This is a genomic window from Roseomonas indoligenes, from assembly GCF_017813365.1.
GTDB classification, from domain to species: Bacteria; Pseudomonadota; Alphaproteobacteria; order Acetobacterales; family Acetobacteraceae; genus Roseomonas; species Roseomonas indoligenes.
Genome location: NZ_JAGIZA010000006.1, coordinates 38372 through 62674, shown reverse-complemented (window position 1 = coordinate 62674; position 24303 = coordinate 38372). Strand labels below are relative to the sequence as shown.

The 24303-nt window shown below is 71.0% G+C and carries 25 protein-coding genes; 16 read left to right on the top strand and 9 right to left on the bottom strand.

Features of this window, described 5'->3' with window-relative positions:
* The first annotated feature begins 75 nt into the window (after positions 1 to 75).
* The 8 genes from J5Y10_RS11900 (at position 76) to J5Y10_RS11865 (ending at position 8271) form a co-directional block, all read left to right on the top strand.
* The gene (locus tag J5Y10_RS11900) at positions 76 to 636 is read left to right on the top strand and encodes an NADPH-dependent FMN reductase (protein ID WP_209373828.1); all 561 of its coding nucleotides are present in this window, start codon (positions 76 to 78) and stop codon (positions 634 to 636) included.
* Positions 637 to 764: 128 nt separating this feature from the next.
* Positions 765 to 1679, top strand: a complete 915-nt coding sequence (locus tag J5Y10_RS11895; protein ID WP_209373827.1) for an ABC transporter permease subunit — start codon at positions 765 to 767, stop codon at positions 1677 to 1679.
* Positions 1676 to 3076 (top strand): high-affinity branched-chain amino acid ABC transporter permease LivM, encoded by a 1401-nt coding sequence (livM, locus tag J5Y10_RS11890; protein ID WP_280855195.1) that lies wholly within the window; start codon positions 1676 to 1678, stop codon positions 3074 to 3076. The genes J5Y10_RS11895 and livM overlap by 4 nt, the downstream gene beginning before the upstream one ends.
* Entirely contained in the window at positions 3073 to 3900 is an 828-nt protein-coding gene (locus J5Y10_RS11885) for an ABC transporter ATP-binding protein (protein WP_209373826.1), read from the top strand. Before livM ends, J5Y10_RS11885 begins: the two co-directional genes overlap by 4 nt.
* Positions 3897 to 4610, top strand: coding sequence for an ABC transporter ATP-binding protein (locus J5Y10_RS11880; protein WP_432761254.1), 714 nt, complete (start codon positions 3897 to 3899; stop codon positions 4608 to 4610). Before J5Y10_RS11885 ends, J5Y10_RS11880 begins: the two co-directional genes overlap by 4 nt.
* 52 nt (positions 4611 to 4662) lie before the next feature.
* Positions 4663 to 5784, top strand: coding sequence for a branched-chain amino acid ABC transporter substrate-binding protein (locus tag J5Y10_RS11875; RefSeq protein WP_209373824.1), 1122 nt, complete (start codon positions 4663 to 4665; stop codon positions 5782 to 5784).
* A gap of 130 nt (positions 5785 to 5914) precedes the next feature.
* Positions 5915 to 7039 (top strand): branched-chain amino acid ABC transporter substrate-binding protein, encoded by a 1125-nt coding sequence (locus J5Y10_RS11870; RefSeq protein ID WP_209373822.1) that lies wholly within the window; start codon positions 5915 to 5917, stop codon positions 7037 to 7039.
* Between the two features lie 332 nt (positions 7040 to 7371).
* Positions 7372 to 8271 (top strand): hypothetical protein, encoded by a 900-nt coding sequence (locus tag J5Y10_RS11865; protein WP_245214607.1) that lies wholly within the window; start codon positions 7372 to 7374, stop codon positions 8269 to 8271.
* Between the two features lie 80 nt (positions 8272 to 8351).
* Here the strand turns inward: J5Y10_RS11865 and J5Y10_RS11860 are convergent, their stop codons facing one another.
* Positions 8352 to 8846: a flavin reductase gene (locus J5Y10_RS11860; RefSeq protein WP_209373820.1), complete on the bottom strand. Its 495-nt coding sequence runs from the start codon at positions 8844 to 8846 to the stop codon at positions 8352 to 8354.
* An 83-nt stretch (positions 8847 to 8929) separates the two neighbouring features.
* Here J5Y10_RS11860 and J5Y10_RS11855 point away from each other — a divergent pair, with 83 nt between their 5' ends.
* The 4 genes from J5Y10_RS11855 to J5Y10_RS11840 all read left to right on the top strand — a co-directional run bounded on the left by J5Y10_RS11855 (position 8930) and on the right by J5Y10_RS11840 (position 12194).
* Positions 8930 to 10153, top strand: a complete 1224-nt coding sequence (locus J5Y10_RS11855; protein ID WP_209373818.1) for a hypothetical protein — start codon at positions 8930 to 8932, stop codon at positions 10151 to 10153.
* 79 nt (positions 10154 to 10232) lie between these two features.
* The gene (locus tag J5Y10_RS11850; RefSeq protein ID WP_209373816.1) at positions 10233 to 10541 is read left to right on the top strand and encodes a hypothetical protein; all 309 of its coding nucleotides are present in this window, start codon (positions 10233 to 10235) and stop codon (positions 10539 to 10541) included.
* Positions 10542 to 10605: 64 nt separating this feature from the next.
* Complete coding sequence (locus J5Y10_RS11845; RefSeq protein WP_209373814.1) at positions 10606 to 11433, top strand: CoA transferase subunit A; 828 nt, start codon at positions 10606 to 10608, stop codon at positions 11431 to 11433.
* Positions 11430 to 12194 carry a CoA-transferase gene (locus J5Y10_RS11840; RefSeq protein WP_209373812.1) on the top strand — a complete coding sequence of 255 codons (765 nt, stop codon included), beginning with the start codon at positions 11430 to 11432 and terminating at the stop codon, positions 12192 to 12194. Before J5Y10_RS11845 ends, J5Y10_RS11840 begins: the two co-directional genes overlap by 4 nt.
* A gap of 9 nt (positions 12195 to 12203) precedes the next feature.
* Here the strand turns inward: J5Y10_RS11840 and J5Y10_RS11835 are convergent, their stop codons facing one another.
* The 3 genes from J5Y10_RS11835 to J5Y10_RS11825 form a co-directional block, all read right to left on the bottom strand.
* Complete coding sequence (locus tag J5Y10_RS11835) at positions 12204 to 13301, bottom strand: nickel/cobalt efflux transporter (RefSeq protein ID WP_209373810.1); 1098 nt, start codon at positions 13299 to 13301, stop codon at positions 12204 to 12206.
* A 9-nt stretch (positions 13302 to 13310) separates the two neighbouring features.
* Entirely contained in the window at positions 13311 to 13589 is a 279-nt protein-coding gene (locus tag J5Y10_RS11830; RefSeq protein ID WP_209373808.1) for a metal/formaldehyde-sensitive transcriptional repressor, read from the bottom strand.
* 134 nt (positions 13590 to 13723) lie between these two features.
* Positions 13724 to 14707, bottom strand: a complete 984-nt coding sequence (locus J5Y10_RS11825; RefSeq protein ID WP_209373806.1) for a Gfo/Idh/MocA family protein — start codon at positions 14705 to 14707, stop codon at positions 13724 to 13726.
* A gap of 134 nt (positions 14708 to 14841) precedes the next feature.
* On the opposite strand from J5Y10_RS11825, the gene secD reads away from it, so the two are divergent.
* From secD to J5Y10_RS27835, 4 genes are all read left to right on the top strand, one after another.
* On the top strand, positions 14842 to 16449 hold the full coding sequence (secD, locus tag J5Y10_RS11820) for a protein translocase subunit SecD (protein ID WP_209373804.1): 1608 nt from the start codon (positions 14842 to 14844) through the stop codon (positions 16447 to 16449).
* A gap of 14 nt (positions 16450 to 16463) precedes the next feature.
* Positions 16464 to 17474: a protein translocase subunit SecF gene (gene secF / locus J5Y10_RS11815; protein ID WP_209373802.1), complete on the top strand. Its 1011-nt coding sequence runs from the start codon at positions 16464 to 16466 to the stop codon at positions 17472 to 17474.
* Positions 17471 to 18439: a tripartite tricarboxylate transporter substrate-binding protein gene (locus tag J5Y10_RS11810; RefSeq protein WP_209373800.1), complete on the top strand. Its 969-nt coding sequence runs from the start codon at positions 17471 to 17473 to the stop codon at positions 18437 to 18439. Before secF ends, J5Y10_RS11810 begins: the two co-directional genes overlap by 4 nt.
* Positions 18440 to 18542: 103 nt before the next feature.
* Positions 18543 to 19748 (top strand): EAL domain-containing protein, encoded by a 1206-nt coding sequence (locus J5Y10_RS27835; protein ID WP_209373798.1) that lies wholly within the window; start codon positions 18543 to 18545, stop codon positions 19746 to 19748.
* A 29-nt stretch (positions 19749 to 19777) separates the two neighbouring features.
* Here J5Y10_RS27835 and J5Y10_RS11800 read toward each other — a convergent pair whose 3' ends face one another.
* From J5Y10_RS11800 to J5Y10_RS11780, 5 genes are all read right to left on the bottom strand, one after another.
* Positions 19778 to 20557, bottom strand: a complete 780-nt coding sequence (locus J5Y10_RS11800) for a DUF4394 domain-containing protein (protein ID WP_209373796.1) — start codon at positions 20555 to 20557, stop codon at positions 19778 to 19780.
* Between the two features lie 154 nt (positions 20558 to 20711).
* Positions 20712 to 21899: an iron-containing alcohol dehydrogenase gene (locus J5Y10_RS11795; RefSeq protein ID WP_209373794.1), complete on the bottom strand. Its 1188-nt coding sequence runs from the start codon at positions 21897 to 21899 to the stop codon at positions 20712 to 20714.
* A 67-nt stretch (positions 21900 to 21966) separates the two neighbouring features.
* Positions 21967 to 22143 carry a hypothetical protein gene (locus J5Y10_RS11790; RefSeq protein WP_209373793.1) on the bottom strand — a complete coding sequence of 59 codons (177 nt, stop codon included), beginning with the start codon at positions 22141 to 22143 and terminating at the stop codon, positions 21967 to 21969.
* Between the two features lie 71 nt (positions 22144 to 22214).
* Positions 22215 to 23306: an ABC transporter ATP-binding protein gene (locus tag J5Y10_RS11785; RefSeq protein ID WP_209373792.1), complete on the bottom strand. Its 1092-nt coding sequence runs from the start codon at positions 23304 to 23306 to the stop codon at positions 22215 to 22217.
* Positions 23303 to 24298, bottom strand: a complete 996-nt coding sequence (locus tag J5Y10_RS11780; RefSeq protein WP_209373791.1) for an ABC transporter ATP-binding protein — start codon at positions 24296 to 24298, stop codon at positions 23303 to 23305. The genes J5Y10_RS11785 and J5Y10_RS11780 overlap by 4 nt, the downstream gene beginning before the upstream one ends.
* Positions 24299 to 24303: the final 5 nt, after the last annotated feature.

Below are 24303 nucleotides of genomic sequence, written 5' to 3'. Positions count from 1 at the left end.
CTGACCAGGGCGATGGCGCGGGCAGGCGCCAGCCCTTATGCCATCCCCGCCCGTCTCAGCAGGAGAATCCCCACCATGGCCAGCTTCAAGATCCTCGCCATCTCCGGCAGCCTTCGGAAGGGCTCGCACAACACAGCCGCCCTGCGCGCCGCCCAGGAGCTGGCGCCCGAGGGCGTGGAGGTGACGATCTTCGAAGGGCTGGGCGAAATCCCACCCTATAACGACGACGTCCGCACCGGCGAGGGCTACCCGGCCGCCGTGGAGGCCTTCCGCACGGCGCTGCGCGAGGCGGATGCGGTGATGATCGCAACGCCCGAGTACAACTATTCCATCCCTGGGGTGCTGAAGAACGCGATCGACTGGGCCTCCCGCCCGCCGGAGCAGCCCTTCGACGAGAAGCCGGTGGCGATCCTCGGCGCCTCCCCCGGGCTGCTCGGCACCTCCCGCGCGCAGTACGACCTGCGGAAGATGTTCGTCTTCCTCAACGCCCACCCGCTGAACAAGCCGGAGCTGTTCATCATGCAGTCGGGCCAGAAGATCGACGCCGAGGGGCGGCTGACGGACGAGGCGACGCGCGGCTTCATCGCCGGGCAGATCGTGGCGCTGCGGGACTGGGCCATCCGCCTGAAGGGCTGACCCCCGGCCGGCGCGCCCCCTTGGCGCGGGGCGGGCCGGCGGCGTAGCGTGGCACACGGGATGCTTCACCGCCGAAGGGCGGACCCCGGGGGAAACACCCGGGCTATCGACATACGGGGAGACCGCGCTTGGCCTATGCCCTGCAGCAGCTGATCAACGGCGTGGCGTTGGGCATGATCTACGGCTTGATCGCGGTGGGTTACACGATGGTCTACGGGATCATCGGGATGATCAACTTCGCCCATGGCGACATCTTCATGGTGGGCGCCTTCATCTCCCTCATCTCCTTCGTGCTGATCGCGATGGGGGGATGGGCAGCGGGGCCGGGGGCGATCCTGCTGGTCCTGCTGGTCTCCATGGCGGTGACGGCGCTCTATGGCTGGTCCGTGGAGCGCGTGGCCTACCGGCCCCTTCGCGGCTCCTTCAGGCTGGCGCCGCTGATCTCGGCGATCGGCATGTCCATCGTGCTGCAGAACTATGTGCAGGTGGCCCAGGGGGCGCGGGTGAAGCCCATCGAATCCCTCGTCACCGGAAGCCTCGAGCTGTGGCACGGCAACGGCTTCGCGGTTTCCATCTCCACCATGCAGGCCATGATCATCGTCGTGACGCTGCTGGTGCTGGCGGTCTTCACCTGGCTCGTCACGCGAACACCCCTGGGGCGCGCCATGCGGGCCTGCGAGCAGGACCGGAAGATGGCGGGGCTGCTGGGGATCGACACGGACCGTACCATCAGCGTCACCTTCGTCATCGGCGCCGCGCTCGCCTCCGTCGCCGGCACCATGTACCTGCTGCGCTACGGGGTCATCGATTTCTACATCGGCTTCCTGGCGGGGGTGAAAGCCTTCACCGCCGCGGTGCTGGGGGGCATCGGGTCGCTCCCCGGGGCTGTGCTGGGCGGGCTGCTGATCGGGCTGATCGAGACCTTCTGGAGCGCCTATTTCTCCGTCCAGTACAAGGACGTCGCGACCTTCGCGATCCTCGTCATCACGCTGATCTTCATGCCCACCGGCCTTCTCGGCCGCGCCGAGGTGGAGAAGGTATGAGCGACTCCGTCATCGGCGGCCCGCATGAGGGCGGGGCGGCGCGCAGCGACGACGGCGTGCCCGGCCCCGGCCAGAACGGCGGCATTCCCCGCGGCCCCGCGCAGGCCGCGCCGCGCCCGCCGATCGCGCATGCCGTGCGGGATGCGGTCATGGCAGCGCTGGTCTCCGTGGTGCTCTTCGTGCCGCTGGTCGGGCTGCGCACCGATGTCTCGCCGGGCAGCGGGCTGATCATCCGCACGCGCTGGGCGGATGTGGCCATCCTCGTCGGCCTCGTCTTCGTGGGGCGGCTGGTGCTGAACCTCTGGCAGGACCAGCGCCCGGCCCGCAGGGCGCCCACCGCGCGGCGGACGGAGACGCTGCGGCGCATCGGCACCTTCGTCGCGCCGCTGCTGCTGGGCTTCGCCATCGTCCTGCCCTTCCTTCCGGGCACGTCGCGCTACGTGCTGGACCTCGGCATCCTCGTCCTGACCTACGTCATGCTGGGATGGGGGCTGAACATCGTGGTCGGGCTCGCCGGACTTCTCGACCTCGGCTACGTCGCCTTCTACGCCGTCGGTGCCTATGCCTACGCGCTGCTCTCCACGAATTTCGGCCTCTCCTTCTGGATCTGCCTGCCGCTGGCAGGGATCATGGCGGCCTTCTGGGGCGTGATCCTCGGCTTTCCCGTGCTGCGGCTGCGGGGCGACTACCTGGCGATCGTGACGCTGGCCTTCGGCGAGATCATCCGGGTGGTGCTGATCAACTGGGTGTCGCTCACGGGCGGGCCGAACGGCATCTCCGGCATCCCCCGCCCTTCCTTCTTCGGGCTGAACTTCACGGCGGGCGGCGGGCCCGGCTCCTTCGCCGACTTCTTCGGGCTGGAGCCATCGCCGACGCACCGCGTGGTCTTCCTCTACTACCTGATCCTCGTCCTGGCCCTGCTGACGAACTGGGTGACGCTGCGGCTGCGGCGCCAGCCCCTCGGCCGCGCCTGGGAAGCCCTGCGGGAGGATGAGATCGCCTGCCGGGCGCTGGGCATCAACGTGACGAACACGAAGCTGACCGCGTTTGCGATTGGCGCCATGTTCGGCGGCTTCGCCGGTGCCTTCTTCGCCACGCGCCAGGCTTTCGTCAGCCCGGAAAGCTTCACCTTCATCGAGAGCGCCATCATCCTCGCCATCGTCGTGCTCGGCGGGTTGGGCAGCCAGCTCGGCGTTGCGCTGGCGGCGCTGGTGATGATCGGCGGGTTCGAGGCCTTCCGGGACCTGGAGGAGTACCGGATGCTCGTCTTCGGCGGCGCCATGGTGGCCATCATGGTCTGGCGGCCGCGCGGGCTGGTCTCCACCCGCACGCCCTCCATCGCCCTCGGGAAGCGCCGCGCCATCTCGGGCGACCTCGTGGGGGAGGGCCAGGGATGAGCGCGCCGATCCTTCAGGTCCGGGAGCTGGTGATGCGGTTCGGCGGGCTGACCGCCGTGAACCACGTCTCCTTCGAGGCGGCGCGGGGCGACATCACCGCGGTGATCGGGCCCAACGGCGCGGGCAAGACCACCGTCTTCAACCTCATCACCGGCTTCTACACGCCGAGCGCAGGCGAGATCATCCTGCACGGGCGGGAGGGGGAGCGCGGGCTGCACGCCACGCCCGGCCATCGCATCGCCCGCGCCGGCGTGGCCCGGACTTTCCAGAACATCCGGCTCTTCGGCGGCATGACGGTGCTAGAGAACCTGCTGGTCGCGCAGCACAACCGGCTGCAGGCCGCGACCGGCTTCGGGGTTGCGGCCATCCTGGGCCTCGGCGGCTATCGCGCGGCGGAGCGGGCGGCGATCGAGCGCGCGAAGCACTGGCTGGAGGCGACGCGCCTCATGGACCGGGCGGACGACCCGGCGGGCGCCCTGCCCTATGGTGCGCAGCGGCGGCTGGAGATCGCGCGGGCCATGTGCACCGACCCCGTGCTGCTCTGCCTGGACGAGCCCGCCGCCGGACTGAACCCGCGGGAGTCGGAGGAGCTGGCCGCGCTGATCCGGCTGATCCGGGATGGCGGCTGCTCCATCCTGCTGATCGAGCACGACATGGGCGTGGTGATGAACATCTCCGACCACATCGTCGTGCTGGACCATGGCAAGAAGATCGCCGACGGCACCCCCGGCCAGATCCGTGAGGACGAGGCGGTGATCGCCGCCTATCTCGGTACGGGCGACGAGGACGAGGAACCCGCCCCCGCCGTGGCGGGCGCGGCATGAGCAGCATGCTGCGGCTGGAGGACGTCACCACAGCCTATGGTGCGGTGGAGGCGCTGAAGGGCGTTTCCGTTCACGTCGACCCCGGGGAGATCGTGACGCTGATCGGCGCGAACGGCGCCGGGAAGTCCACCCTGCTGATGACGATCTTCGGCAGCCCCCGCGCCCGCACCGGCCGCGTGGTCTTTGAGGGGCGCGACATTACCGGCCTTCCGATGCACGAGATCGCCCGCGCCGGCATCGCGCAATCCCCCGAAGGCCGCCGCATCTTCCCGCGCATGAGCGTGCGGGAGAACCTGCTCATGGGTGCGCAATCCTTCGGCCTGGATCCCGCGCCGGGGCTGGAGCAGGCCTTCACCCTGTTCCCACGCCTCAAGGAGCGTGAGGCCCAGCGCGGCGGCACCCTTTCCGGCGGCGAGCAGCAGATGCTGGCCATCGCCCGCGCGCTGATGTCGAAGCCCCGCCTGCTGCTGCTGGACGAACCCTCCCTTGGCCTCGCGCCGCTGGTGGTGCGGCAGATCTTCTCCGCCATCCGCACCCTCAACCGGGAAACGGGGCTGACGGTGCTGCTGGTGGAGCAGAACGCCAACCAGGCCCTGCGCCTGGCCCACCGGGGCTACGTGCTGGTGAACGGGCGCATCACCATGGAGGACACGGGCGCGGCGCTGCTGGCCCGGCCCGAGGTGCGGGACGCCTATCTCGGAACCCATTGAAGGGCGGAGAGGCGGCACCCTAGGCTCTCGTCGGAACCGGAAGGAGGCTTTCATGACCATCCAGCGCCGCACCCTCGTGGGCGCCACGATCGCCGCTCCCGCCATCCTCGCGGCGGGCCGCGCATCGGCGCAGGCCGGCACGGTCCGCGTGGCCGTGGCCGGCCCGCTCACCGGCTCGAACGCCTCCTTCGGCAATCAGATGAGGGAGGGCGCCACCCAGGCCGTCACCGACCTCAACGCCGCGGGCGGCGTACTGGGCCAGCAGATCGCGCTGGAGACGGGCGACGACGCCTGCGACCCGCGCCAGGCGGTCTCGGTCGCCAACCAGCTTGCCGGGCGGCAGGTCAAGGTCGTCGCCGGGCATTTCTGCTCCGGCTCCTCCATTCCCGCGAGCAAGGTCTACACCGAGGAAGGCGTGCTGCAGATCAGCCCCGCCTCCACCAACCCGCGCTTCACCGACGAGGGCGCCTGGAACACCTTCCGCACCTGCGGGCGCGACGACCAGCAGGGCACCGTGGCCGGCAAGTACATCGCCGAGCACTTCCGCGGCCGGAAGGTGGCGCTGATCCATGACAACTCCGCCTATGGCAAGGGTCTCGCGGACGAGACGAAGAAGGCGATGAACGCGGCGGGCGTGACGGAGGCGATCTACGCGGCCTACACGCCCGGCGAGCGCGACTACAACGCCATCGTGTCCCGCATGAAAGCCGCCGATGTCGGGGTGATCTATCTCGGCGGCTACCATACCGAGGCCGGGCTGATCATCCGCCAGGCCAAGGAGCAGGGGATGAACGTGACGCTCATCGGCGGCGACGCGCTGGTGACGAACGAGTTCTGGCAGATCAGCGGCGCGGCCGGCGAAGGCACGATGATGACCTTCTCCTCGGACCCGCGGAAGCGCCCGCAGGCGGCCGAGGTGGTGGCCCGCTTCAAGGCCCGCAACGTCGATCCGGAAGGCTACGTCCTCTACACCTACGCCGCCCTGCAGATCTGGGCGGCGGCCGCGGTGAAGGCGGCGACCGTCGATCCGCGCAAGGTTGCCGATGCCATGAGGGCGTCCGGCCCCTGGCAGACCGTGCTCGGCCCCGTCAGCTTCGACCGCAAGGGCGACGTGACCGTGCCGGACTACGTCTTCTACGTCTGGAAGAACGGCAACTACGCCGAGATGTCCTGACGGCCGCACCGGCCCCGGTGGATGTCCGCCGGGGCCTCCCCGCGCATCCGGCCGCTGCGGGCCGGGCGCAAACATTGATTGCGGAGCCGGGCCGGCCCTAGGCTCCGGCGCTGCCCAAACGGAGCCTGACATGACCATCCAGCGTCGCACCCTTCTGGGGGCCACGGTCGCGGCCCCCGCGATCCTTTCCGCCGGGGGGGCCTCCGCCCAGGCGCGCGGGCCGATCCGCATTGCCATGGCGGGGCCTCTGACGGGCGCCAACGCCACCTTCGGCGCCCAGATCCGCGAGGGCGTGAACCAGGCTGTGCTGGACTTCAACGCCGCCGGCGGCGTGCTGGGCCAGCAGCTGGTGATGGAGACGGGCGACGACGCCTGCGACCCGCGCCAGGCGGTCTCGGTCGCCAACCAGCTCGCTGGCCGGCAGGCGAAGGTGGTGATCGGGCACTACTGCTCCGGCTCATCCATCCCCGCGAGCAAGGTCTACACCGAGGAAGGCGTGCTGCAGATCAGCCCCGCCTCCACCAACCCGCGCTACACGGATGAGGGCGCCTGGAACACCTTCCGCACCTGCGGGCGCGATGACCAGCAGGGCGTTGTCGCCGGCAAGTACATCGCGGAGCGGTTCAAGGGTAAGCGCGTCGCCGTGCTCCACGACAACTCCGCCTATGGCAAGGGCCTGGCGGACGAGACGAAGAAGGCGATGAACGCGGGCGGGCTGACCGAGACGCTCTACGCCGCCTATACCCCCGGCGAACGCGACTACAACGCCGTCGTGTCCCGCCTCAAGGCCGCGAATATCGACGTCATCTACCTCGGCGGCTACCACACCGAGGCCGGGCTGATCATCCGACAGGCGAAGGAGCAGGGGATGAACTGCACCCTGATCGGCGGCGATGCCCTGACCACCAGCGAGTTCTGGCAGATCAGCGGCGCGGCCGGCGAGGGCAGCATGATGACCTTCCCGTCCGACCCGAGGAAGCGCCCGCAGGCGGCCGAGGTGGTGGCCCGCTTCAAGGCCCGCAACGTGGAGCCGGAGGGCTTTGCCCTCTACTCCTACGCCGCCACCCAGATCTGGGCCGCCGCCGCGGCGAAGGCCAATACGGTGGATGCCCGGAAGGTTGCCGATGCCATGAAGGCGTCCGGCCCCTGGCAGACGGTGCTCGGCCCCATCAGCTTCGACCGCAAGGGCGACGTGACCGTGCCGGACTTCGTCTTCTATGTCTGGAAGAACGGCGCCTACGCCGAGGTGTCTTGAAGGCCGCGAGACGCCGTACCATCTCCGTTCACGTCAACAACATGAAAGGAGGTGATCCGGTGTCTCATCGCATCAACCAGGTCCTCGTGGCCGCCACTCGGATCACCGTCGGCGCCTAAGCCCCGGCGGGTCACCGTTTGACGCGGGCCGCGAACCGGCCACGCGATGGGAAGGCCCCGGCGGGAAACTGCCGGGGCCTTCTGCGTTTCCGGGCCCTGGCGTTGCCGGCCGGCCACGCTGCTCGACCTTCCTCTCTGCCGCGGCAACTTACGGGAATTTCACCCCGTTTCCCGACCGTGGCCCATCAGGGCCCACGATAAGGAACGCAAGTCATGTCCGGCACCTACCAAACCCCATCCACCGCCCCTGCCATGCCGGAGGGGGCGCCCGTCCTCCGCAACCGTGTCTCCTGGGGGGCCATCATCGCCGGCGCCCTCATCGCCATCGTCGTCGGCATGTCCCTGAACGTGCTCGGCTTCGCCATCGGCGTCACCACCGTGGACGCGGTGGCGCGCGACACGCCCACCGCCGGCACGCTGGGCATCGCCGGCAGCGTCTGGATGCTCGTCGCCAACCTCCTCGGCCTCGCGCTTGGCGGCTACGCGGCCGCGCGGCTCTCCGGCACCTCCGACGCGCCGGACGCCACGCTGCACGGTGCGGCGGTCTGGGCCACCTCCTGCCTCGTCTCGGTTGTCCTTCTCGGCTCCATCGCGTCGGGCGCGGTCCACACGGCCGGCTCGGCCCTTTCCAACGTGATGGGCGGGGCCGCGCAGGGCCTGGGCCATGTCGCCAGCGCCGCGGCGCCCGACACCAACCCCGAGGAGCTGGTTGACCGTGCCCGCATCGCCCTCTCCGGCCCGAGCGACCCCGCCCGGATGACGACGGAGCAGCGCGGCGCCGAGATCGGTGAGCTTCTGAGCAAGCGGGTCGCGAATGGCGGCATTTCCGGCAACGACCGCACCCGCCTGAACCAGCTCGTCGCGGCCGAGGCCGGCATTCCTGAGGCCGAGGCGGCGAACCGCATCCAGGCCTATGAGGCCGAGGCCCAGCGCGTCGCCCAGGAGACCGAGCAGAAGGCCCGCGAGGCCGCTGACGCGGCGGCGAAGGCGGCGGCCATCGCCGGCTTCTGGCTCTTCGCGGCCCTGATCCTCGGTGCGGGCGCGGCCATCATCGGCGCGCGCACCGGCACGCGGGACCTCGTCTACCTCGCGTCGCAGCGGCGGTCGGCCTGATCGCTGACGGTCCGGGGGGCTTCGCCTCCCGGACCAGGGGGAGGGAGAAGTGCTTCTCCTTCCCCCAGGGCCGCCGGTTTCTAGCCCGGCAGTCCCACCGGATGGTAGTTCCGGGAAAACCAGATCAGCGCCGGCCCGGGCGCGCCAAGGCGAATGGCCTGGACGCGGGCGAAGACCACGCTGTGGGTTCCCTTCTCCACCACTTCCTCCACCACGCAGTCCAGGGCGGCCACGGCCTCCTCCAGAACCGGGGCGCCGGTGGCGAGGGTGGTCCAGTTCCCCTGATCGAAGCGAACGATCTGGTCCGCGCCTGTGAAGCCGGCGAAGGTATTGGCCAGTTCCTGCGCCGCGCCCGGCAGCACGTTGATGCAGAGCACCCCGTTCGTCTGGACGATCGGGTTGAGGCTGCTGTTCCGGTTCATGCAGACCAGCAGGGTGGGCGGCGTGTCCGTCACGCTGCACACGGCGCTGGCGGTGATGCCCACGCGCCCGGCCTCGCCATCGGTGGTGACGATGGTCACGGCGGCGCCGAGACGGGCCATGGCATCGCGGAATTCCTGGCGGCTGGGCTCCATCGGGCGACTCACTCCTGCGGTGTCAGGGCTAGGTATCGACCCGAACGGGCCGCTTTCCCAGGGGGTGGTGCTAGAAGAGGGGCATGAACACGCCCGGAGGCGCCCGGATGTCCCTGTCCATGCCGCGCCGCGCCTTGCTGGCCGCGCCCCTTGCGGCCGCGCCCGCCCGCGCTGCGGCTGCGCCCTGGGCGTCACTGGCCCGGGACGCCCTGGCCCCCATCCGTGCGGCCCTAGCGACCGCCGAGGGACCGGTGCTGCTGAAATCCTTCACCACGGAGGGGCGGGGGACCTTCGACCGCGTCCATGCCGAGGTGGCCTTCACCTACGACAATGCCCTGGCCGGGCTGGCCCTTCTGGCCGGCGGGGAACGTCCCCTGGCCTCCCGGATCGCGGAGGCGCTGCGCCTGGCGCAGGAGCAGGATCGTTACTGGTCCGACGGGCGCCTTCGGAACGCCTATGCGGCGGGCCGCATCGTACCGGAGGCACCGCGCAGCGTCCGGCCCCCGGGCTGGTGGGACGCGGCGCGCGGCATGTGGCTTGAGGACGGCTACCAGGCCGGCAGCGCCGCGGGACCGCTGGCCTTCGCCGTGCTGCTCTGGACCGCACTGGGCGATCCGCCCTTCCGCCGCGCGGCGGAGCGGGCAGCCGACTGGCTGGAAGGGCTGCGCGCGCCGGCCGGCTTTCGGGGCGGCACGATCGGGCACGAGCCCGCGCCCGATCCCCTGCCCTGGGTAAGCACGGAGCAGAACCTGGATCTTGCCATCGCCTTCGCGCGCCTGGGGCGGACGGAGGCGGCGGCGCATGCGGCGGACTTCGTCCGGTCCATGTGGCTGCCGGCCCAGGGGCGCTTCGCCATGGGACTGACGCCGGAGGGTGGGGTGAACGGGGGCAGCGCGCTGGACGCCAATCTCTGGCCTGCCCTTGCCTGGCCCGGGGCGGGTTTCCGGGCGGCGCTGGACTGGGTGCTGACGCGGCACGGCCTGCCCGCCGGAGCACCGTCCGAGGAGATGGAAGGGCTGGATTTCAACGACGACCGCGACGGCATCTGGCTCGAGGGCACGGCCCAGGCCGTGCTGATGATGCGTCGCCTCGGGCGGGAGGCCCAGGCGGAGCGCATGGCGGCCACCATCGCGCGCCATCGCCGGGCGGATGGGTGGATCGCGGCCGCGAGCGTGCCCTGGCTGACAACGGGGCTCGGCACGGGGCTGCGGCCGGGAGTGGCGGACTTCCTCTATCCGGCCCGGGGGCATCTGGCGGCGAATGGCTGGGCGGCGCTGGCCGCGCTGGATTCCAGCCCTTTCGGCTGAGGGGAAGGCTTCCAGCGCGCGCGAAGCCTTGCGGCGGCCACACCGTTCCAACCGCGCCACCCCTGGAAAGCACCGCGCGATGGAACCGATGAAGCCGATGGAACCCATGAAGCCCATGGAACCGATGAAGCCGATGAAGGCGGAGGCGCCCTGGTGGCCGTCCGAGCTCGGCCAGCCCGGCTCCAGCGGCGGCGGGAACGGTCTGCGCTACGCCACCTTTCCGGAGAAGCGGCGCGTGGCGGTAGAGGAGGATGGGAAGGTTACCCTTTACGACAGCGGCGACCACCGGATCACCGGCGTGTCGCAGGACGGGAGCGGCAGCGCGCCGCTGACCTTCTCCGGCGCGGGGGGGCCGATCCGGGTCGAGGACCTCAAGAAGCTCGGCTGAGCCGGGCGGCCCCCCTCCCCTTCCCGCGGCGCCCGGCCTAGCCTTTCCCTCCGGAGGAACCGCCATGACAAGAGTGAGCCTGGAGGCCCTGGCCGAGGCTGTGCCGGACGGCGCGCTCCTCGCGCTGCCGCCGGATAATTCCCTGCCCTCGGTCGCGCTGGCCAAGGCGCTGGTGCGGCGGGACGCGAAAGGGTTGCGCCTGCTGGGCGTCCCCGTCTCCGGCTTCGCGACGGACCTGCTGATCGGTGCGGGATGTGTGGCGGAGGTGCAGACGAGCGCCGTCTCTCTCGGGGAGGCGGGCTTCGCGCCACGCTTCTCGGCCGCCGTGAAGGCCGGCGCGATCACGGTAAGGGACGCGACCTGCCCGGCCATCCACACCATGCTCCAGGCCGCGGAGAAGGGCGTGCCCTTCATGCCGCTGCGGGGCGTGATCGGCAGCGACATCATCGCCCACCGGCCGGATTGGCGGGTGGTGCAGAACCCGCTCTCCGACCGGCCGGACCCGATCCTGATCCTGCCCGCCCTGCACCCGGACACCGCCGCGGTGCACGCGGTGATGGCGGATGAGGCGGGGAATGTCTGGGTAGGGCGGCGGCGGGAATGCGCCACCCTCGCCCATGCCTCCCGCAAGCTGCTGGTGACGGTGGAGCGCGTGGTGCCCGGCAACATGCTGGAGGATGAGCGCCTGGCGCCCGGCACCATCTCTGCCACCTATGTGGAGGCCTTCGCCGTGGCGGAGCGCGGCGCCCATCCCGTCGCCCTGCTGGACGAGTACGGCTTCGATGCCGCCTATGTGGCCGCCTATGCCCGCGCCGCGCGGACGGAGGAGGGATTCCGCGCCTGGGTGGAGGAGCACGTCTTCGGCCACACCGCGCAGGTGGCGGCGGAATGAGCCCCCCGGACGGTGGCGTTCAGCCGGAGGAGCGGCTGGCGACCGCCCTCGCCCGCCTCATCCTCGATCCTTCCGCGCCGCCGGTGCGGCACATCGCGGTCGGCGCGGCATCCCCCATTCCGGCAGCCGCCTGCTGGCTGGTGGCGAAGTCTGGGCATTCAGTGCGCCTCTCCCTGCTGCACAAGCGCAGCGGCAACCCCTTCACGGAAGGGTCCCGCGAGCTGTTCGACCTGACGGGCCAGGGGCGGATCGACCTGTTCTTCCTCGGTGGGGGGCAGATCGACGGGCGGGCGAACATCAACCTGATCGGCACCGGGGAATGGCCGGGCCAGGGCGTGCGCTTTCCCGGCAGCTTCGGCAGCGCCTTCATGTACCTGATGACGCCGCGCACCATCCTGTTCCGGGAGGAGCATTCACCCCGCGTGCTGGTGCAGAAGGTGGACATCGTCTCCGCGGCCGGGGTTACGCCGCCGGAGGTATTCCGGAGGGGCACCGCCCAGGCGCTCGTGACGGGCCGCTGCGTGTTCCGCTTCAACCCGGACCGGGCAAGATTCACGCTGGAGAGCGTTCATCCCGGAGAGAGCGTGGAGAGCATCCGCTCGCAGACAGGGTTCGACTTCGACGTGCCGGAGGCGGTGCCCGCCACCCCCGACCCGACGCCGGATGAGCTCGCCCTTCTGCGCGGGCCGGTCTGCGAGGAAATGCTCGAGACCTATCCGGAGTTCTGCGCCCGGGTCTTCGGGCAGAAGGCGGCGGCCTAGGTCACCCGCCTAAAGGCCGCCACGCGGAAGGGCCGCCCAGCCGCTCCAGCCGATATAGAGCCCGACGAGCAGGATGAGCGCGGCCGAGACATAGGGCGCGCGCCGGGCGACCCCGTCGAACAGGCCTGACCAGCGGCGCTCCGCGTGGCGCATGCCGATGGCGGCCGCGACGCCGACGGAGACCATCACCACGGCCAGGCCGACCGAGAAGCAGGCCACCAGGGTCGCGCCAAGGCTGAACTGCTGCAGCTGCAGGCAGAGCAGCAGGATGGTGATGGCCGCCGGGCAAGGAATGAGGCCACCTGTCAGGCCGAAGAGGACGATCTGGCCGGTCGTGACTTGGCGACCGGTGAAGCGGCGCCGGATCTCATCCGCATGGGCCCGGGAATGGGCGTCCTGCAATCCGTCGGCCGGGACATACAGCCCCTCATGGCCGTGCGCGTGCTCATGGAAGGCAAGGTCGTACTCGTGGGCGTGCCCGCCATGGGCGAGGCGCACCCGCGCGTCGAAGGCGTGCGGCTCGGGGATCTCCTGGAGGGATTCGAGGTAGCTCCCGCGGTCGGCGAAGGCGAAGGCCTGCCGTGCGCCATCTTCGCGGATGGTTTCGACCGTCACCTCCTCCGCACGCCAGCCCTTGCCGCCCTCGAAGCGCAAGCGCCAGCGCGGCGGAACCCCGTCCTCGAACACTTCGAGCGCCATCACGCCATGGCCGGTGTCGATGCGGCGGGTTTCGTCGTGGTGGTGGTCATGGTCGTGGTCATGCTCGTCGCGCCAGCTGCGCCAGAGCATCCAGGCCGCGACGCCGATCACGATGACGGCCGAGGCGAGCTGGAAATAGGGCTCGGAGGTCTGCACGTCGAAGCGGCCGGCGTAGTGCAGGCCGACCAGCGCCACCACCCAGACGATGAAGGTGTGCGACAGCGCCGCCGAGAGGCCGAGCAGGACGGCCTGGGACACGCTGCCCCGGACCGCGACGATGAAGGCCGCCATCATCGTCTTGGAATGACCGGGCTCCAGACCGTGCAAGGCACCGAGCAGGATGGCGGAGGGGATGAACAGCCAGGCGTGGGACGCGCCCTGCTGGAGCAGTTCGGCAAAGGACGTCATCGGCCTGTCCTATTTCAGGTAGGTGCGGACGAGGTCGAGCAGTTGCTCGGCGGCCTCCTCGTTCAGGGCGCCCGGGTGCTTTTCCGGGTCCACGAGGTGGTGAAGGACGTGGTCCTCGACCACCTCGGCCATCAGCCCGGCCGTTGCCCCGCGGACGGCGGCGATCAGCTGCATGATCCGCTCGCACCCCGCCTCGCTCTCCAGGGCTCGCTCGACCGCCTCCATCTGCCCGCGAATGCGGCGCACGCGGGCAAGAAGCCTTTGCTTATGCTGGACGGTGTGGGTCATCCCCGGTCAGGTGGAATAGGGGGGTAGGGTATTCAAGCCGGGCCATGCCCTCCGGCCTCGTCGGCACACGGCGCGGGGGCGGACAGCCCCTGCCCGCTCCTCTCAACCCGCGATCTCGGGACGCCTCGTCCCGTTCACGCCATCCAGTGGCCCGCTCCGGTCGCGGCCAGGGAGGCCTTCACGGCCGCCTCCACCCGAAGCGCCGCGTCCAGCGCGGCCCGGCCGGCCGCGCCATCGGCCTCGATCGGGGCGCGATCCAGGCAGGCGGCGGCGAAGCTGGCGTGCTCGGCCTCCAGGCTGTCGCTCTCGGCCCAGGTGGCCTGGGAAAGGCCGTGCTCGGGGATTTGCTCCAGCGGCGCCCCCTCGCCCCGGCGGACCCAGAACATCTCCCGCTTCAGGTGGTCCAGGTTCAGGTAGCCGGCATCGCCGAAGAGGCGCAGGCGGCGCTCCATATGCAGGGAAACGCGGCTGGCGGTGATGGTGGCCACCGCCCCATTGCCGAAGCGCAGCCGGGCATTGGCGATGTCGATGGTAGGGGAAAGGATGGCGGAGCCCACGGCGTCGACCCCCACTAGCGGGCTGCCGGCGAGCGTCAGGGCCAGGTCCAGGTCGTGGATCATCAGGTCCAGCACCACGGAGACATCGAGGCTGCGCGGGCGGAAGGGGGCGATGCGGATCGCCTCCATGTAGAGGGGCCGTCCGACCCGGGCGGCGAGCCCGCCCTCGGCGCGGAGGGCCCGCATGCCGCCGGAGAAGCGCTCGAGCTGCCCGACCTGCAGCACCACACCCTTGGCCCTGGCGAGCGCGACGAGGTCGTCAGCCTGCTCCAGAGTCGCGGCGATCGGCTTCTCCACCAGCACGTGCTTGCCGGCGGAGAGGGCGGCATGGGCCAGGCCGTGATGGAAGGCGGTCGGGGCGGCGACGATCACGGCGTCCGCGGCCGCGATCACCGCCTCGGCCGGGAGCGCGGGGCAGCCCGCCTCCCCCGCGACCAGGGCGGCACGGGCCGGATCGGCGTCGTGCAGGCCGATGAACTCGAAGCGCGGCGCCTTGGCGGCCTTCAGCGCGTGGAACCGGCCGAAATGCCCGGCCCCCAGGATGCCCAACCGAAGACGCATGGACCCGTAATCCCTTCGAAACCGGGCGGGCTGTAGCAAAACCTAGCAAGGGTTGCATCGGGGGCGGCCGGGCCGCATGTTCCGCGCCTGTTTCCAGGGCAGATTGCCAGTTTTTCACGGGGGCCCAACCGGCCATGCTGTATTTCGCGCGGTGGAAGGTCGCCGCGATCCTGGGCGTCATCGCCCTGGGCCTGCTTCTCTGCGTTCCGAACCTCCTGCCCCGCTCGGCCCTGCCGTCCTGGGCGGCGCGGCAGATCTCCCTCGGGCTGGACCTGCGCGGCGGATCCTACCTCCTGCTGGAGGTGGACATGAACGCCGTGGTGCGGGAACGGGTGGAGAGCCTGGTGGACGGTGCCCGGACCCGGCTGCGCACGGCGAATATCGGCTACATGAACCTGGCCGGTGACCCGAACAACCGCCGCCTCTCCTTCCGCGTGCGCGACCCGGCCCAGGCCGAGGCGGCGGCCGCCGCACTCCGCGAACTGGCGAACCCCGTGCCCGTCCGCGGCTCCGCCACCGGCGCGACCGAGCCGGACATCGCCGTGGCCACTGCCCCGGACGGCACCGTGACCGCCACCCTCTCCGACGCCGCGCTGGTGGCGCGGGCCGGTGGCGCGGTGGAGCAGTCGCTGGAGATCGTGCGGCGCCGCATCGACGAGACCGGCGTCTCCGAGGCGCTGATCGCGCGGCAGGGGCAGAGCCGCATCCTCGTGCAGCTGCCGGGCGTGGAGGATCCGAACCGGATCAAGGACCTGCTGGGCCGCACCGCCCGCATGACCTTCCACCTCCTGGACGAGAATGCGAACCCGAACGGCACCGGCGCCCCCCCGCCCGGCGTGCAGTTCCTGCAGGGCGAGGCGCGGCAGGGCTTGCCGGCCGAGCGCTACGCCGTGCGCCGCCGCGTGGAGGTGGACGGCGCCAACCTCTCCGACGCCCGCGCGGGCCAGGACAGCCGCAATGGCGAGTGGGTGGTGAACTTCACCTTCGATTCCGTCGGCACCCGCCGCTTCGCGGACGTGACGCGCCAGAATGTCGGCCGGCCCTTCGCCATCGTGCTGGACGACAAGGTGATCACCGCGCCGGTCATCCGGGAGCCGATCATCGGCGGCAGCGGCCAGATCAGCGGCAGCTTCAACGCCCGCACCGCGAATGACGTGGCCGTGCTGCTGCGCGCCGGCGCCCTGCCCGCGCCGCTGACGGTGGTGGAGGAGCGGACAGTGGGGCCCGAGCTGGGGGCGGACGCCATCCGGGCGGGCATGATCTCCCTCGCGGCCGGGGCACTGTTCGTCTTCCTCTACATGGGCTTCGCCTACGGGCTGCTGGGATGGTTCGCCAACGTCGCCCTGCTCGTGAACATCATGCTGATGGCGGCCGCCCTGTCGCTGCTGCAGGCCACGCTGACCCTGCCGGGCATCGCGGGCATCGTGCTGACGCTTGGCACCGCGCTGGACGCGAACATCCTCATCAACGAGCGCATCCGGGAGGAGACGAAGGCCGGGCGCACGCCGATCCAGGCGCTGGAGGCGGGCTTCACCAAGGCTTCCGGCACCATCATGGACAGCAACCTGACGAACCTCATCGCCATGGTCTGCCTCTATGTCTTCGGCTCCGGCACCATCAAGGGTTTCGCCGTGACCGTCGCCATCGGCACGATCGTGCAGATGTGGACCGCCACCACCCTCGTCCGCCTGCTCGTCTCCTGGTGGTACCGCGCGCGCCGCCCGCGCGAGCTGCCGGTCTGAGAGGGGAAACGCACATGCTCGGCTTCTACCGCCCCCTGTTCCGGCTGGTTCCGGACAACACCAAGATCCAGTTCATGAAGGGCCGGATCGCGGGGCTCGTCGTCTCCGCGATCCTCTCCACCGCCTCCGTGATCCTCGCCTTCCACCCCGGCCTCGAGCAGGGGATCGACTTCAAGGGCGGGATCACGATGGAGGCGCGCACCCCCGGGCCGGCCGATCTCGGCAGGCTCCGCTCCGCCGTGTCGGGCCTCAACGTTGGCGATGTCGGCCTGCAGCAGTTCGGCGATGCCGACACCGTCCTTATCCGCCTGCCCGTGCAGGGCGAGGAGGCGGCGACGCAGCAGGCCGTCTCCCGCGTGCGCGGGGCGCTCGAGGCGGCGGCGCCCGGTACGCGCATCCTGCGGACGGAGGCGGTGGGCAACCGGGTCTCCGACGAGCTGTTCACGGGCGGGCTGATCGCGCTGGCCATCTCGCTCGGCGCGATGCTGATCTACATTTGGGTGCGCTTCGAGTGGCAGTTCGCCATCGGCGCCATCGCCACGCTGATCCTGGACACGACGAAGGTGGTCGGCTTCCTCGCCGTCACCCGCATCGAGTTCAACCTGACGACGATCGCGGCGATCCTGACGATCATCGGCTTCTCGGCGAACGACAAGGTCGTGGTCTACGACCGGATGCGGGAGAACCTCCGCAAGTTCAAGACGATGCCACTGCGGGAACTGATCGACCGCTCGATCAACGAGACGCTGAATCGTACGCTCGGCACCTCGATGACGCTGTTCCTCTCGGCGCTGCCGCTGGCCCTCTTCGGCGGCGACACGCTGGCGGGCTTCGCCTGGACGATGCTGTTCGGCATCGTCGTCTCCGCCTCCTCCTCGATCTTCATCGCGGCGCCGATCCTGCTTTTCCTCGGGGAGAACCGGCTGCGGCGGGGGACGGAGGCGCCGAAGGTGCCGGCGCCACGCGCGCCGGCGGTGGCCAAGGGCCAGGGAGTGACCCAGGGCGCGGCGGGACCGCGGAGATGACGACGCGGCGCACGCTCCTCGGCGCCTCCGCCCTCCTCGCAACCGGGGCGGGCGGCGCCCAGGGCCAGGGCGCCGCCCCCTACGTGCCGCCCACGCTCCGGCCGAAGAGCTTGACCCTGCTCGTCGGGGCCGCCGGCGGAAGCGCCACGGACCTTTGGGTGCGCGGCTTCGCGCCCTTTCTGGAACGGCACCTGAAGCTGGTGCAGGTCCAGGTGGTGAACCGGGTTGGCGAGGGCGGCCTGGCCGTGATGCGCGATCTGGCCGACGCGCCGGCCGACGGCTCAGTCCTGGCCTATGCCGTGACGCCGGTCCTCCTCGCCCGCGCGGTGGAGCGGAACGCGGCGGCGCTGCTGGACCGCATCCTCTTCCTCGGTGCCGTGACGGAGGAACCGGTGGCCCTCGTCGCCACGCCCGGGACGGAACTGGAAGCACTGAGGAACCGGCCGGATGGCCGCCCGCTCGGCCTGCCGCCTCCCACCAGCCCCTCCGCCATCGCGGCAGCGGACCTGGCCGCCTCCCTGCCGATGGAACAATTGCACTTCCCCTCGGCCGCCGCGGCGCGCCAGGCGGCCATGGCGGGCAACGTCGCGGCCGCGCTGGTCACGGTGCCCGAGGCGCTGACGGCGGTGCGGGAGGAGAAGCTCGTTCTGCTCGGCATGGCCGCCCAGGCGCGGCACCCGCAATTCCCGGATGTGCCGACCCTGGCCGAGGAGGGGCTGCCCGTGAACGGTGCGCTGCGGCGCGGCATCGCGGCCCCGGCCCGGATCGCGCCCGAGGCCGCCGCGCGTGTGGCCCGGGCGCTGCAGGCCGCGGTGGCGGATCCGGAGTTCCTCGCGCAGGCCGAGGCACGGGGCATCCTGCCCCAGTTCCGCGACGGTCCGGCCTGGGCCGCCCTGATCGGTCAGGACATGGGGGAGCTTCGCAGCCGCTGGGAGACGTCGCCGTGGCAGGTGAGTGGTGGCTAGAGACTTTCGCGCCACAAATCCCACAGCCGTGACCTGGGGGGAGTAGGCACCCGTCGCGTGTGAACGTTATGGTTGATTCACGCGGAGGTGGTAGGTTCAGCCGGTGCCGTTCGAAGCGACCCACGGAGACAGCATTCCCCTGCGCCGCGCGGCGGCAAGGCCCGATCCAGGGGGTGAGCTGCTTGCCGTGCTCCGCAGCCCGGCGCTGATGGCCCTGGTGCAAGAAACGCTTCACCGGATCGGGGCGGATCCTGCCCGGCCAGTGGCGCCGGAGGAGGCCACGGCGCGGCTCGTCGGGCCCGGTCGCCCCCCGATGGGCCTGCTCTGCGAGGCGCAGCCGGAGGAGAGGGGCTGGGGCGCGCTGCATGCGGCGGCGCAGGATCCTTTCAGCCCCACCCGGGTGCTCCTTCTCGATTCCGCGCTCGCCGGGAACGTGGCCGCACTGACGGCAGCCCTCCGGCGCATCACCGGCCGCTCGGACCCGAGCGAGGCGGATGAGGTGGCGGCGCTGCGCCGCGGCCTGGCGGAAGGCGAGGTGGCCATGCGCTACCAGCCCATCGTCCGGATTGCCGACCGCCGGCCGGTGGGGCTGGAAGGACTTGTGCGCTGGCTGCGGCCGGATGGGCGCCGAGCCATTCCGCTGGGGCCCGACGCCTTCATTCCCATGGCGGAGCGGCACGGTCTGGCTCTGGCGGTGGCTCGGGCCGTCGGGCGCATGGCGACGCAGGACTTGCGGATACTGCGGCCGCAAATCGCGCTGCCTGTCTCCATCAACCTGCCGCTGGAGGTGCTGCAGCGCCCGGATACCGTGCCCTGGCTCGGCCGGCTCTGCCGGGAGAGCGGGCTCCGGCCGTCCATGCTGGGCATCGAGCTGACGGAAACGACCCCCGTGCACGACGTGCCGCTGCTGCGCCGGGCGGTGCTGCGGCTGCGGCAGGCGGGCCATGACCTCTGGGTGGACGACATGAGCCTGGAGGAGCGGCGGGACACGCTGCTCCGCTTTCCCTTCACGGGCATCAAGCTGGACCGCTTCCTCGTTTCCGAGGCGCCGCACAACCGGCGATCGCGGGCGGAGCTGGAGCGGCTGGTGGGTCTGGCGCATGCGCGCGGCATGCTGGTGACGGCGGAGGGCATCTCCAGCCCGGCGCTCTGGCAGGCCATGGCCAGGGCCGGGGTGGACCGCGCCCAGGGCTTCGCCGTAGGTCGGCCGCTTCCGGCCGCGGCGATCCCAGCCTGGATCGCGGCCTGGCGCGGCGCGGGCCAGCCCAGATGGCCTTCGGACGGAACCCGGTCAGGCGGAACTGCCTGACCGGGCCATTTCTCAGTTACGCGCTGTCCTCAGCGCATCGCGGCGATGTCGATGACCTCCATGGACCCGGCGACGGGGCCCAGCGGCGTCGGCGCCCCGCTTTCCAGGTTCACCGTGTGCAGAACGCCGCTCGCGAGAAGATAAGCGGTGTTCGTCGTCCCCTCGGAAAGGATGTCGAAGGCGGCGGAGGCGCCCACGCCCGGGCCGATCCGCCCGCGCATCTGCTGCACGCCATCATTCGGCGGTGCCTGCAGGTTCAGCTGGCCGAGCACGCCGTCCACCGTCAGCAGCATCGTCTGCTGCGCGCCCGTCATGCTGTTGGTGTAGGCGCCGGCACTGATGCGCGGCATCGTCTCGGCCAGGGGGGTCCCGGCCTGGTACTTCAGCGCGCCGTCCCGCGCGACCTGCCCGTTCTCCACGTTCACGCGGAAGTTCGTGCCGGAGGTGCCCATCAGCCGCAGGCGATCTGCCACCGGGTTGAAGTCCACCACGGCGCGGCCGCCGGATTCGAAACGCTCGTTGAGCTGGCTGACCTTCGTGGCGGCGCCAGTGGCGGGATCGATGGTGACGATCGCGCCGGAATCCGTGACGCCGTAGAGCTTGCCGTCCGCCGGGCGGACATCGATGCCCAGCAGCTTGCCCTCAGCGCCGCGCACGCGGACCGGCGCTGCGGCACGGCGGCTCTCCGTGTCGATGCGGAGGAGCTGGCCGTCATTGGTCAGGCCGATCAGCGTCGCGGCCTGGGCTGAGGCCCCGAGGCCGAGGAAGGCGGCACCGGCCAGGGCAAGGCGGCGGATCGTGCGATTCATGCGTCTCTCCATCTCAAGCGGGAGGCGTGCCCCGCGCGGCGATACGGAGTGGACGGACAGGCGGACGCAGCCCGCTCAATCACGAAAACGCGAGCATGAGCGATGCATGGAAGCGGGAGGAGCAGGATCGAAGCATCCGGGCCGCGGATGCCCTTCAGGCATAGGCCTCGCGGTAGAGCGCCACGATCTCCGCCTTGTCCGGCACACGCGGGTTGTTGGCGGGGCTTCCGGAGGCGAGGGCCTGGGCGGCCATGGTCTCCAGCAGACCGTCCCAGCGATCGGCGGCGATGCCGTGGGTGGCGGGGCTGGGCACGCCGAGTTCCCGGTTCAGGGTTTCCAGTTCCTCCACCAGCCTGGCGCCGGCGGTGGCGTCGTCGTCCCCCTCCCCCGCTACCCCCATAACGCGCGCGGCCTCGGCGTAGCGCGGCAGGGCGGCTTCCAGGCCGAAGCGGGTGACGGCGGGCAGCAGCATGGCGTTGGACAGGCCGTGCGGCACGTGGAAATGCGCGCCGATCGGGCGGGACATGCCGTGGACCAGCGCGACAGAGGCGTTGGAGAAGGCGAGGCCCGCGAGGGTGGCGCCGCGCATCATCGCCTCCCGCGCCTCCTCGTCCCGTGGGCCGTTGCCGCCGCGCTGCGCGTCGGCATAGGCGCGGCGCAGGTTGGGCGCGATCAGCCGCATGGCGAGGCGAGCGTAGTCGTCGCTGTAGGCGTTGGCGCGGCGGCTGACGAAGGCCTCCAGCGCATGGGTCAGGCTGTCCACACCCGTATCCGCCACCGTGCGGGCGGGCACGGTCCAGGTGAGGTGGTGGTCCACGAGCGCGGCCAGCGGCAGCGCGCCGAGGCCGGAGATGAGCATCTTCTCGTCGTTCGCCGTGTCGGTGATGACGGTGAATTTCGTTGCCTCGCTGCCCGTGCCGGCGGTGGTGGGGATGCAGACCACGGGCACGGCGCCCCGGTTCGCCTGGGCCGGAACCTTGAGGGTGCGGATGTGCACCCCTTCCGGTGCGGCAGCGAGGATGGCGACCGCCTTGGCCGTGTCCATCGGGCTGCCGCCACCGAAGCCGATGAGGCAGTCGTAGTCGCCGGCGCGAAAGGCCCGCACGCCCGCCTCCACCACCGTATCGGTCGGGTCCGGGACCGTCTCGTGGAAGACCTCCGCGGCGATGCCGGCGGCGCGGAGCGGGCCGAGCACGCGATCCACGGTTCCGGAGGAAGCCATCCAGGGGTCCGTGATGACCAGGGGGCGGGAAAGGCCGAGCTGGGCGAGGACGGCGGCCACCTCCGCGACGCCGCCGCCACCCGAGAGGATCAGGCGCGGCGCGAGCAGCTGGACAGGCATGGAAGTGTTCCCCCGGGCTTTTCCGGCATCCTGCGGGGCAGTGCCCTCCCGGGCAATGGCGGGCCGCCTACCGGAGCAGGCTGATCAGCGCCTGGATCACCGTCGCCCCGCCGATGGGGGCGACGAGCAGCAGGACGACGTTCAGGGCGACGATCCAGACCAGGACCTTCTCCCCTCTCGGGGTGATCCGGGGCTTGGGAGGGTCGGGCCGCCGGGGGCCTGCGCCCGGCAGGTCAAGGAACATCGGCCATCTCCGCTTCGCCCGTCACCGGGTGAAGATCGTGCACCTTTCCCGCTTGACCAGGGCCGATTCCCTCAGGGGGCCGGCACGGCGGCGAGAGCGCGCCGCTCCCGGGCCGCGGCATAGGCCGCGAGGCGGCGCTGAGCGACGGGGGCGATTCCGCCATCCGCCTCCGCGTCGAAGCGCGGCAGGTCCTCCGCGAAGTGGCAGGCGGCGGTATGGCCGGGCGCAATCTCGCGGAGCGGCGGGTCCTGTTCCCGGCACACCGCCTGCGCCACGGGGCAGCGCGTGTGGAAGCGGCAGCCCGGCGGGATGTTTAGCGGGCTCGGCAGGTCGCCACCCAAGGGCGTGACGGCGCCTCGGCGGGACGGGTCGGGGCGCGGGATGGCCGCCAGCAGGGCGCGCGTATAGGGGTGGCGCGGGTTGGAGAAGAGCTCCCGCTTCCCCGCCACTTCCACGATCCGGCCGAGATACATCACGGCCACCCGGTCCGCGACGTGCTTCACCACCGCCAGATCGTGCGCGATGAAAAGGTAGGAGAGGCCGAGGCGCTGCTGCAGGTCGCCCAGAAGGTTTACCACCTGGGCCTGGATGGAGACATCCAGCGCCGAGACGGGCTCGTCCAGCACCATCACCTCAGGCTCCACGGCCAGGGCGCGGGCGATGCCGATGCGCTGGCGCTGGCCGCCGGAGAATTCATGCGGGTAGCGGTCCGCATGGAAGGCGCGCAGGCCGGTCAGGCGCAGCAGCTCCTGCACACGGGCCTTGCGGCTGGCAGCGTCGCCGATGCCGTGCACGGCCATCGGCTCCGCAATCGTATCCGCTACCGTCAGGCGCGGGTTGAGGCTGGCATAGGGATCCTGGAAGACGATCTGCAGGTGCCGGCGCAGGGCGCGCAGCTTCGCGCCGGCGACATTGGTGACGTTCTGGCCCTTAAAAATGATGTCACCGCCGGTAGGCTCGATCAGGCGCATGACCACGCGGGCGGTGGTGGACTTGCCGCAGCCGCTCTCCCCCACCAGCGCCAGCGTCTCACCGCGGTGCAGGGTGAAGGAGACGCCGTCCACCGCGCGCACGGCGCCGACCTGGCGGGACACGATGATCCCCTTCTTCACCGGGTAGTGCTTGGCGACGGAGACCGCTTCGAGGAGAGGCCCTTCCTTCATGCGGCGATGTCCAGAGCGAGTTCCACGGGCGCACGGATGCAGGCGGCGCGATGGCCGGGGCCGAGCTCGCGCAAGGGCGGGTCGGCCTCCTTGCAGGCGGGGATGACGAAGGGGCAGCGCGGGTTGAAGCGGCAGCCTTTCGGGAAGGCGAAGGGGGGCGGCACGCTGCCATCGATGGAGAGCAGGCGCTCCCGGTCCTCCTCGATGCGCGGGATGCTGCCGAGGAGGCCAATGGTGTAGGGGTGCTGCGGGTCCTCGAAGATGTCCTTCGCGGTGCCGCGCTCCACCACGCGGCCGGCATACATCACCGCCACCTCGTCCGCCATTTCCGCGACCACGCCGAGATCGTGGGTGATGAGGATGACGGACATGCCCGTCTCCTTCTGCAACTCCCGCAGCAGGTCGAGGATCTGGGCCTGCACCGTCACGTCCAGTGCGGTGGTCGGCTCGTCCGCGATCAGCAACCGCGGGGAGCAGGCCAGCGCCATGGCGATCATCACGCGCTGGCGCATGCCGCCGGAGAGCTGGTGCGGGAACTCGGCGAAGCGGCGCTCGGGCGAGGGAATGCGGACGCGGCGCAGGGCTTCCACCGCGCGGTTTTTCAGCTCCGCCGCACTCGCCTTCGCGTCGTGGGCGCGCATGGCCTCCATCAGCTGGTCCCCGACGCTGTGCACGGGGTTCAGCGAGGTCATCGGCTCCTGGAAGATCATGGCGATGTCGCCGCCGCGCACCGCCCGCATCTCCGCCGGGGAGAGGGCGGCGAGGTCCCGATCCTCCAGCATCACCCGGCCCTGGGAAATGCGGCCGGGATTGGGCACCAACCGCATGATGGAAAGGGAGAGCATGGACTTGCCGCAGCCGCTCTCCCCCACGATGCCGAGCGTCTTGCCGCGCGGCACTTCGAGGGTCACGCCGTCCACGGCCGCGATGTCGCCGCTGCTGCTGCGGAAGACGGTGCGGAGGTCCTCCACGCGGAGGAGAGAGTCGCTCATTCCCC

Bases quoted from the DNA above. Each gene is read 5' to 3' on its own strand.
- J5Y10_RS11900 (WP_209373828.1), top strand. From the start codon at position 76: ATGGCCAGCTTCAAGATCCTCGCCATCTCCGGCAGCCTTCGGAAGGGC.
- livM (WP_280855195.1), top strand. From the start codon at position 1,676: ATGAGCGACTCCGTCATCGGCGGCCCGCATGAGGGCGGGGCGGCGCGC.
- J5Y10_RS11885 (WP_209373826.1), top strand. From the start codon at position 3,073: ATGAGCGCGCCGATCCTTCAGGTCCGGGAGCTGGTGATGCGGTTCGGC.
- J5Y10_RS11880 (WP_432761254.1), top strand. From the start codon at position 3,897: ATGAGCAGCATGCTGCGGCTGGAGGACGTCACCACAGCCTATGGTGCG.
- J5Y10_RS11875 (WP_209373824.1), top strand. From the start codon at position 4,663: ATGACCATCCAGCGCCGCACCCTCGTGGGCGCCACGATCGCCGCTCCC.
- J5Y10_RS11870 (WP_209373822.1), top strand. From the start codon at position 5,915: ATGACCATCCAGCGTCGCACCCTTCTGGGGGCCACGGTCGCGGCCCCC.
- J5Y10_RS11865 (WP_245214607.1), top strand. From the start codon at position 7,372: ATGTCCGGCACCTACCAAACCCCATCCACCGCCCCTGCCATGCCGGAG.
- J5Y10_RS11860 (WP_209373820.1), bottom strand. From the start codon at position 8,846: ATGGAGCCCAGCCGCCAGGAATTCCGCGATGCCATGGCCCGTCTCGGC.
- J5Y10_RS11855 (WP_209373818.1), top strand. From the start codon at position 8,930: ATGAACACGCCCGGAGGCGCCCGGATGTCCCTGTCCATGCCGCGCCGC.
- J5Y10_RS11850 (WP_209373816.1), top strand. From the start codon at position 10,233: ATGGAACCGATGAAGCCGATGGAACCCATGAAGCCCATGGAACCGATG.
- J5Y10_RS11845 (WP_209373814.1), top strand. From the start codon at position 10,606: ATGACAAGAGTGAGCCTGGAGGCCCTGGCCGAGGCTGTGCCGGACGGC.
- J5Y10_RS11840 (WP_209373812.1), top strand. From the start codon at position 11,430: ATGAGCCCCCCGGACGGTGGCGTTCAGCCGGAGGAGCGGCTGGCGACC.
- J5Y10_RS11835 (WP_209373810.1), bottom strand. From the start codon at position 13,301: ATGACGTCCTTTGCCGAACTGCTCCAGCAGGGCGCGTCCCACGCCTGG.
- J5Y10_RS11830 (WP_209373808.1), bottom strand. From the start codon at position 13,589: ATGACCCACACCGTCCAGCATAAGCAAAGGCTTCTTGCCCGCGTGCGC.
- J5Y10_RS11825 (WP_209373806.1), bottom strand. From the start codon at position 14,707: ATGCGTCTTCGGTTGGGCATCCTGGGGGCCGGGCATTTCGGCCGGTTC.
- secD (WP_209373804.1), top strand. From the start codon at position 14,842: ATGCTGTATTTCGCGCGGTGGAAGGTCGCCGCGATCCTGGGCGTCATC.
- secF (WP_209373802.1), top strand. From the start codon at position 16,464: ATGCTCGGCTTCTACCGCCCCCTGTTCCGGCTGGTTCCGGACAACACC.
- J5Y10_RS11810 (WP_209373800.1), top strand. From the start codon at position 17,471: ATGACGACGCGGCGCACGCTCCTCGGCGCCTCCGCCCTCCTCGCAACC.
- J5Y10_RS11800 (WP_209373796.1), bottom strand. From the start codon at position 20,557: ATGAATCGCACGATCCGCCGCCTTGCCCTGGCCGGTGCCGCCTTCCTC.
- J5Y10_RS11795 (WP_209373794.1), bottom strand. From the start codon at position 21,899: ATGCCTGTCCAGCTGCTCGCGCCGCGCCTGATCCTCTCGGGTGGCGGC.
- J5Y10_RS11790 (WP_209373793.1), bottom strand. From the start codon at position 22,143: ATGTTCCTTGACCTGCCGGGCGCAGGCCCCCGGCGGCCCGACCCTCCC.
- J5Y10_RS11785 (WP_209373792.1), bottom strand. From the start codon at position 23,306: ATGAAGGAAGGGCCTCTCCTCGAAGCGGTCTCCGTCGCCAAGCACTAC.
- J5Y10_RS11780 (WP_209373791.1), bottom strand. From the start codon at position 24,298: ATGAGCGACTCTCTCCTCCGCGTGGAGGACCTCCGCACCGTCTTCCGC.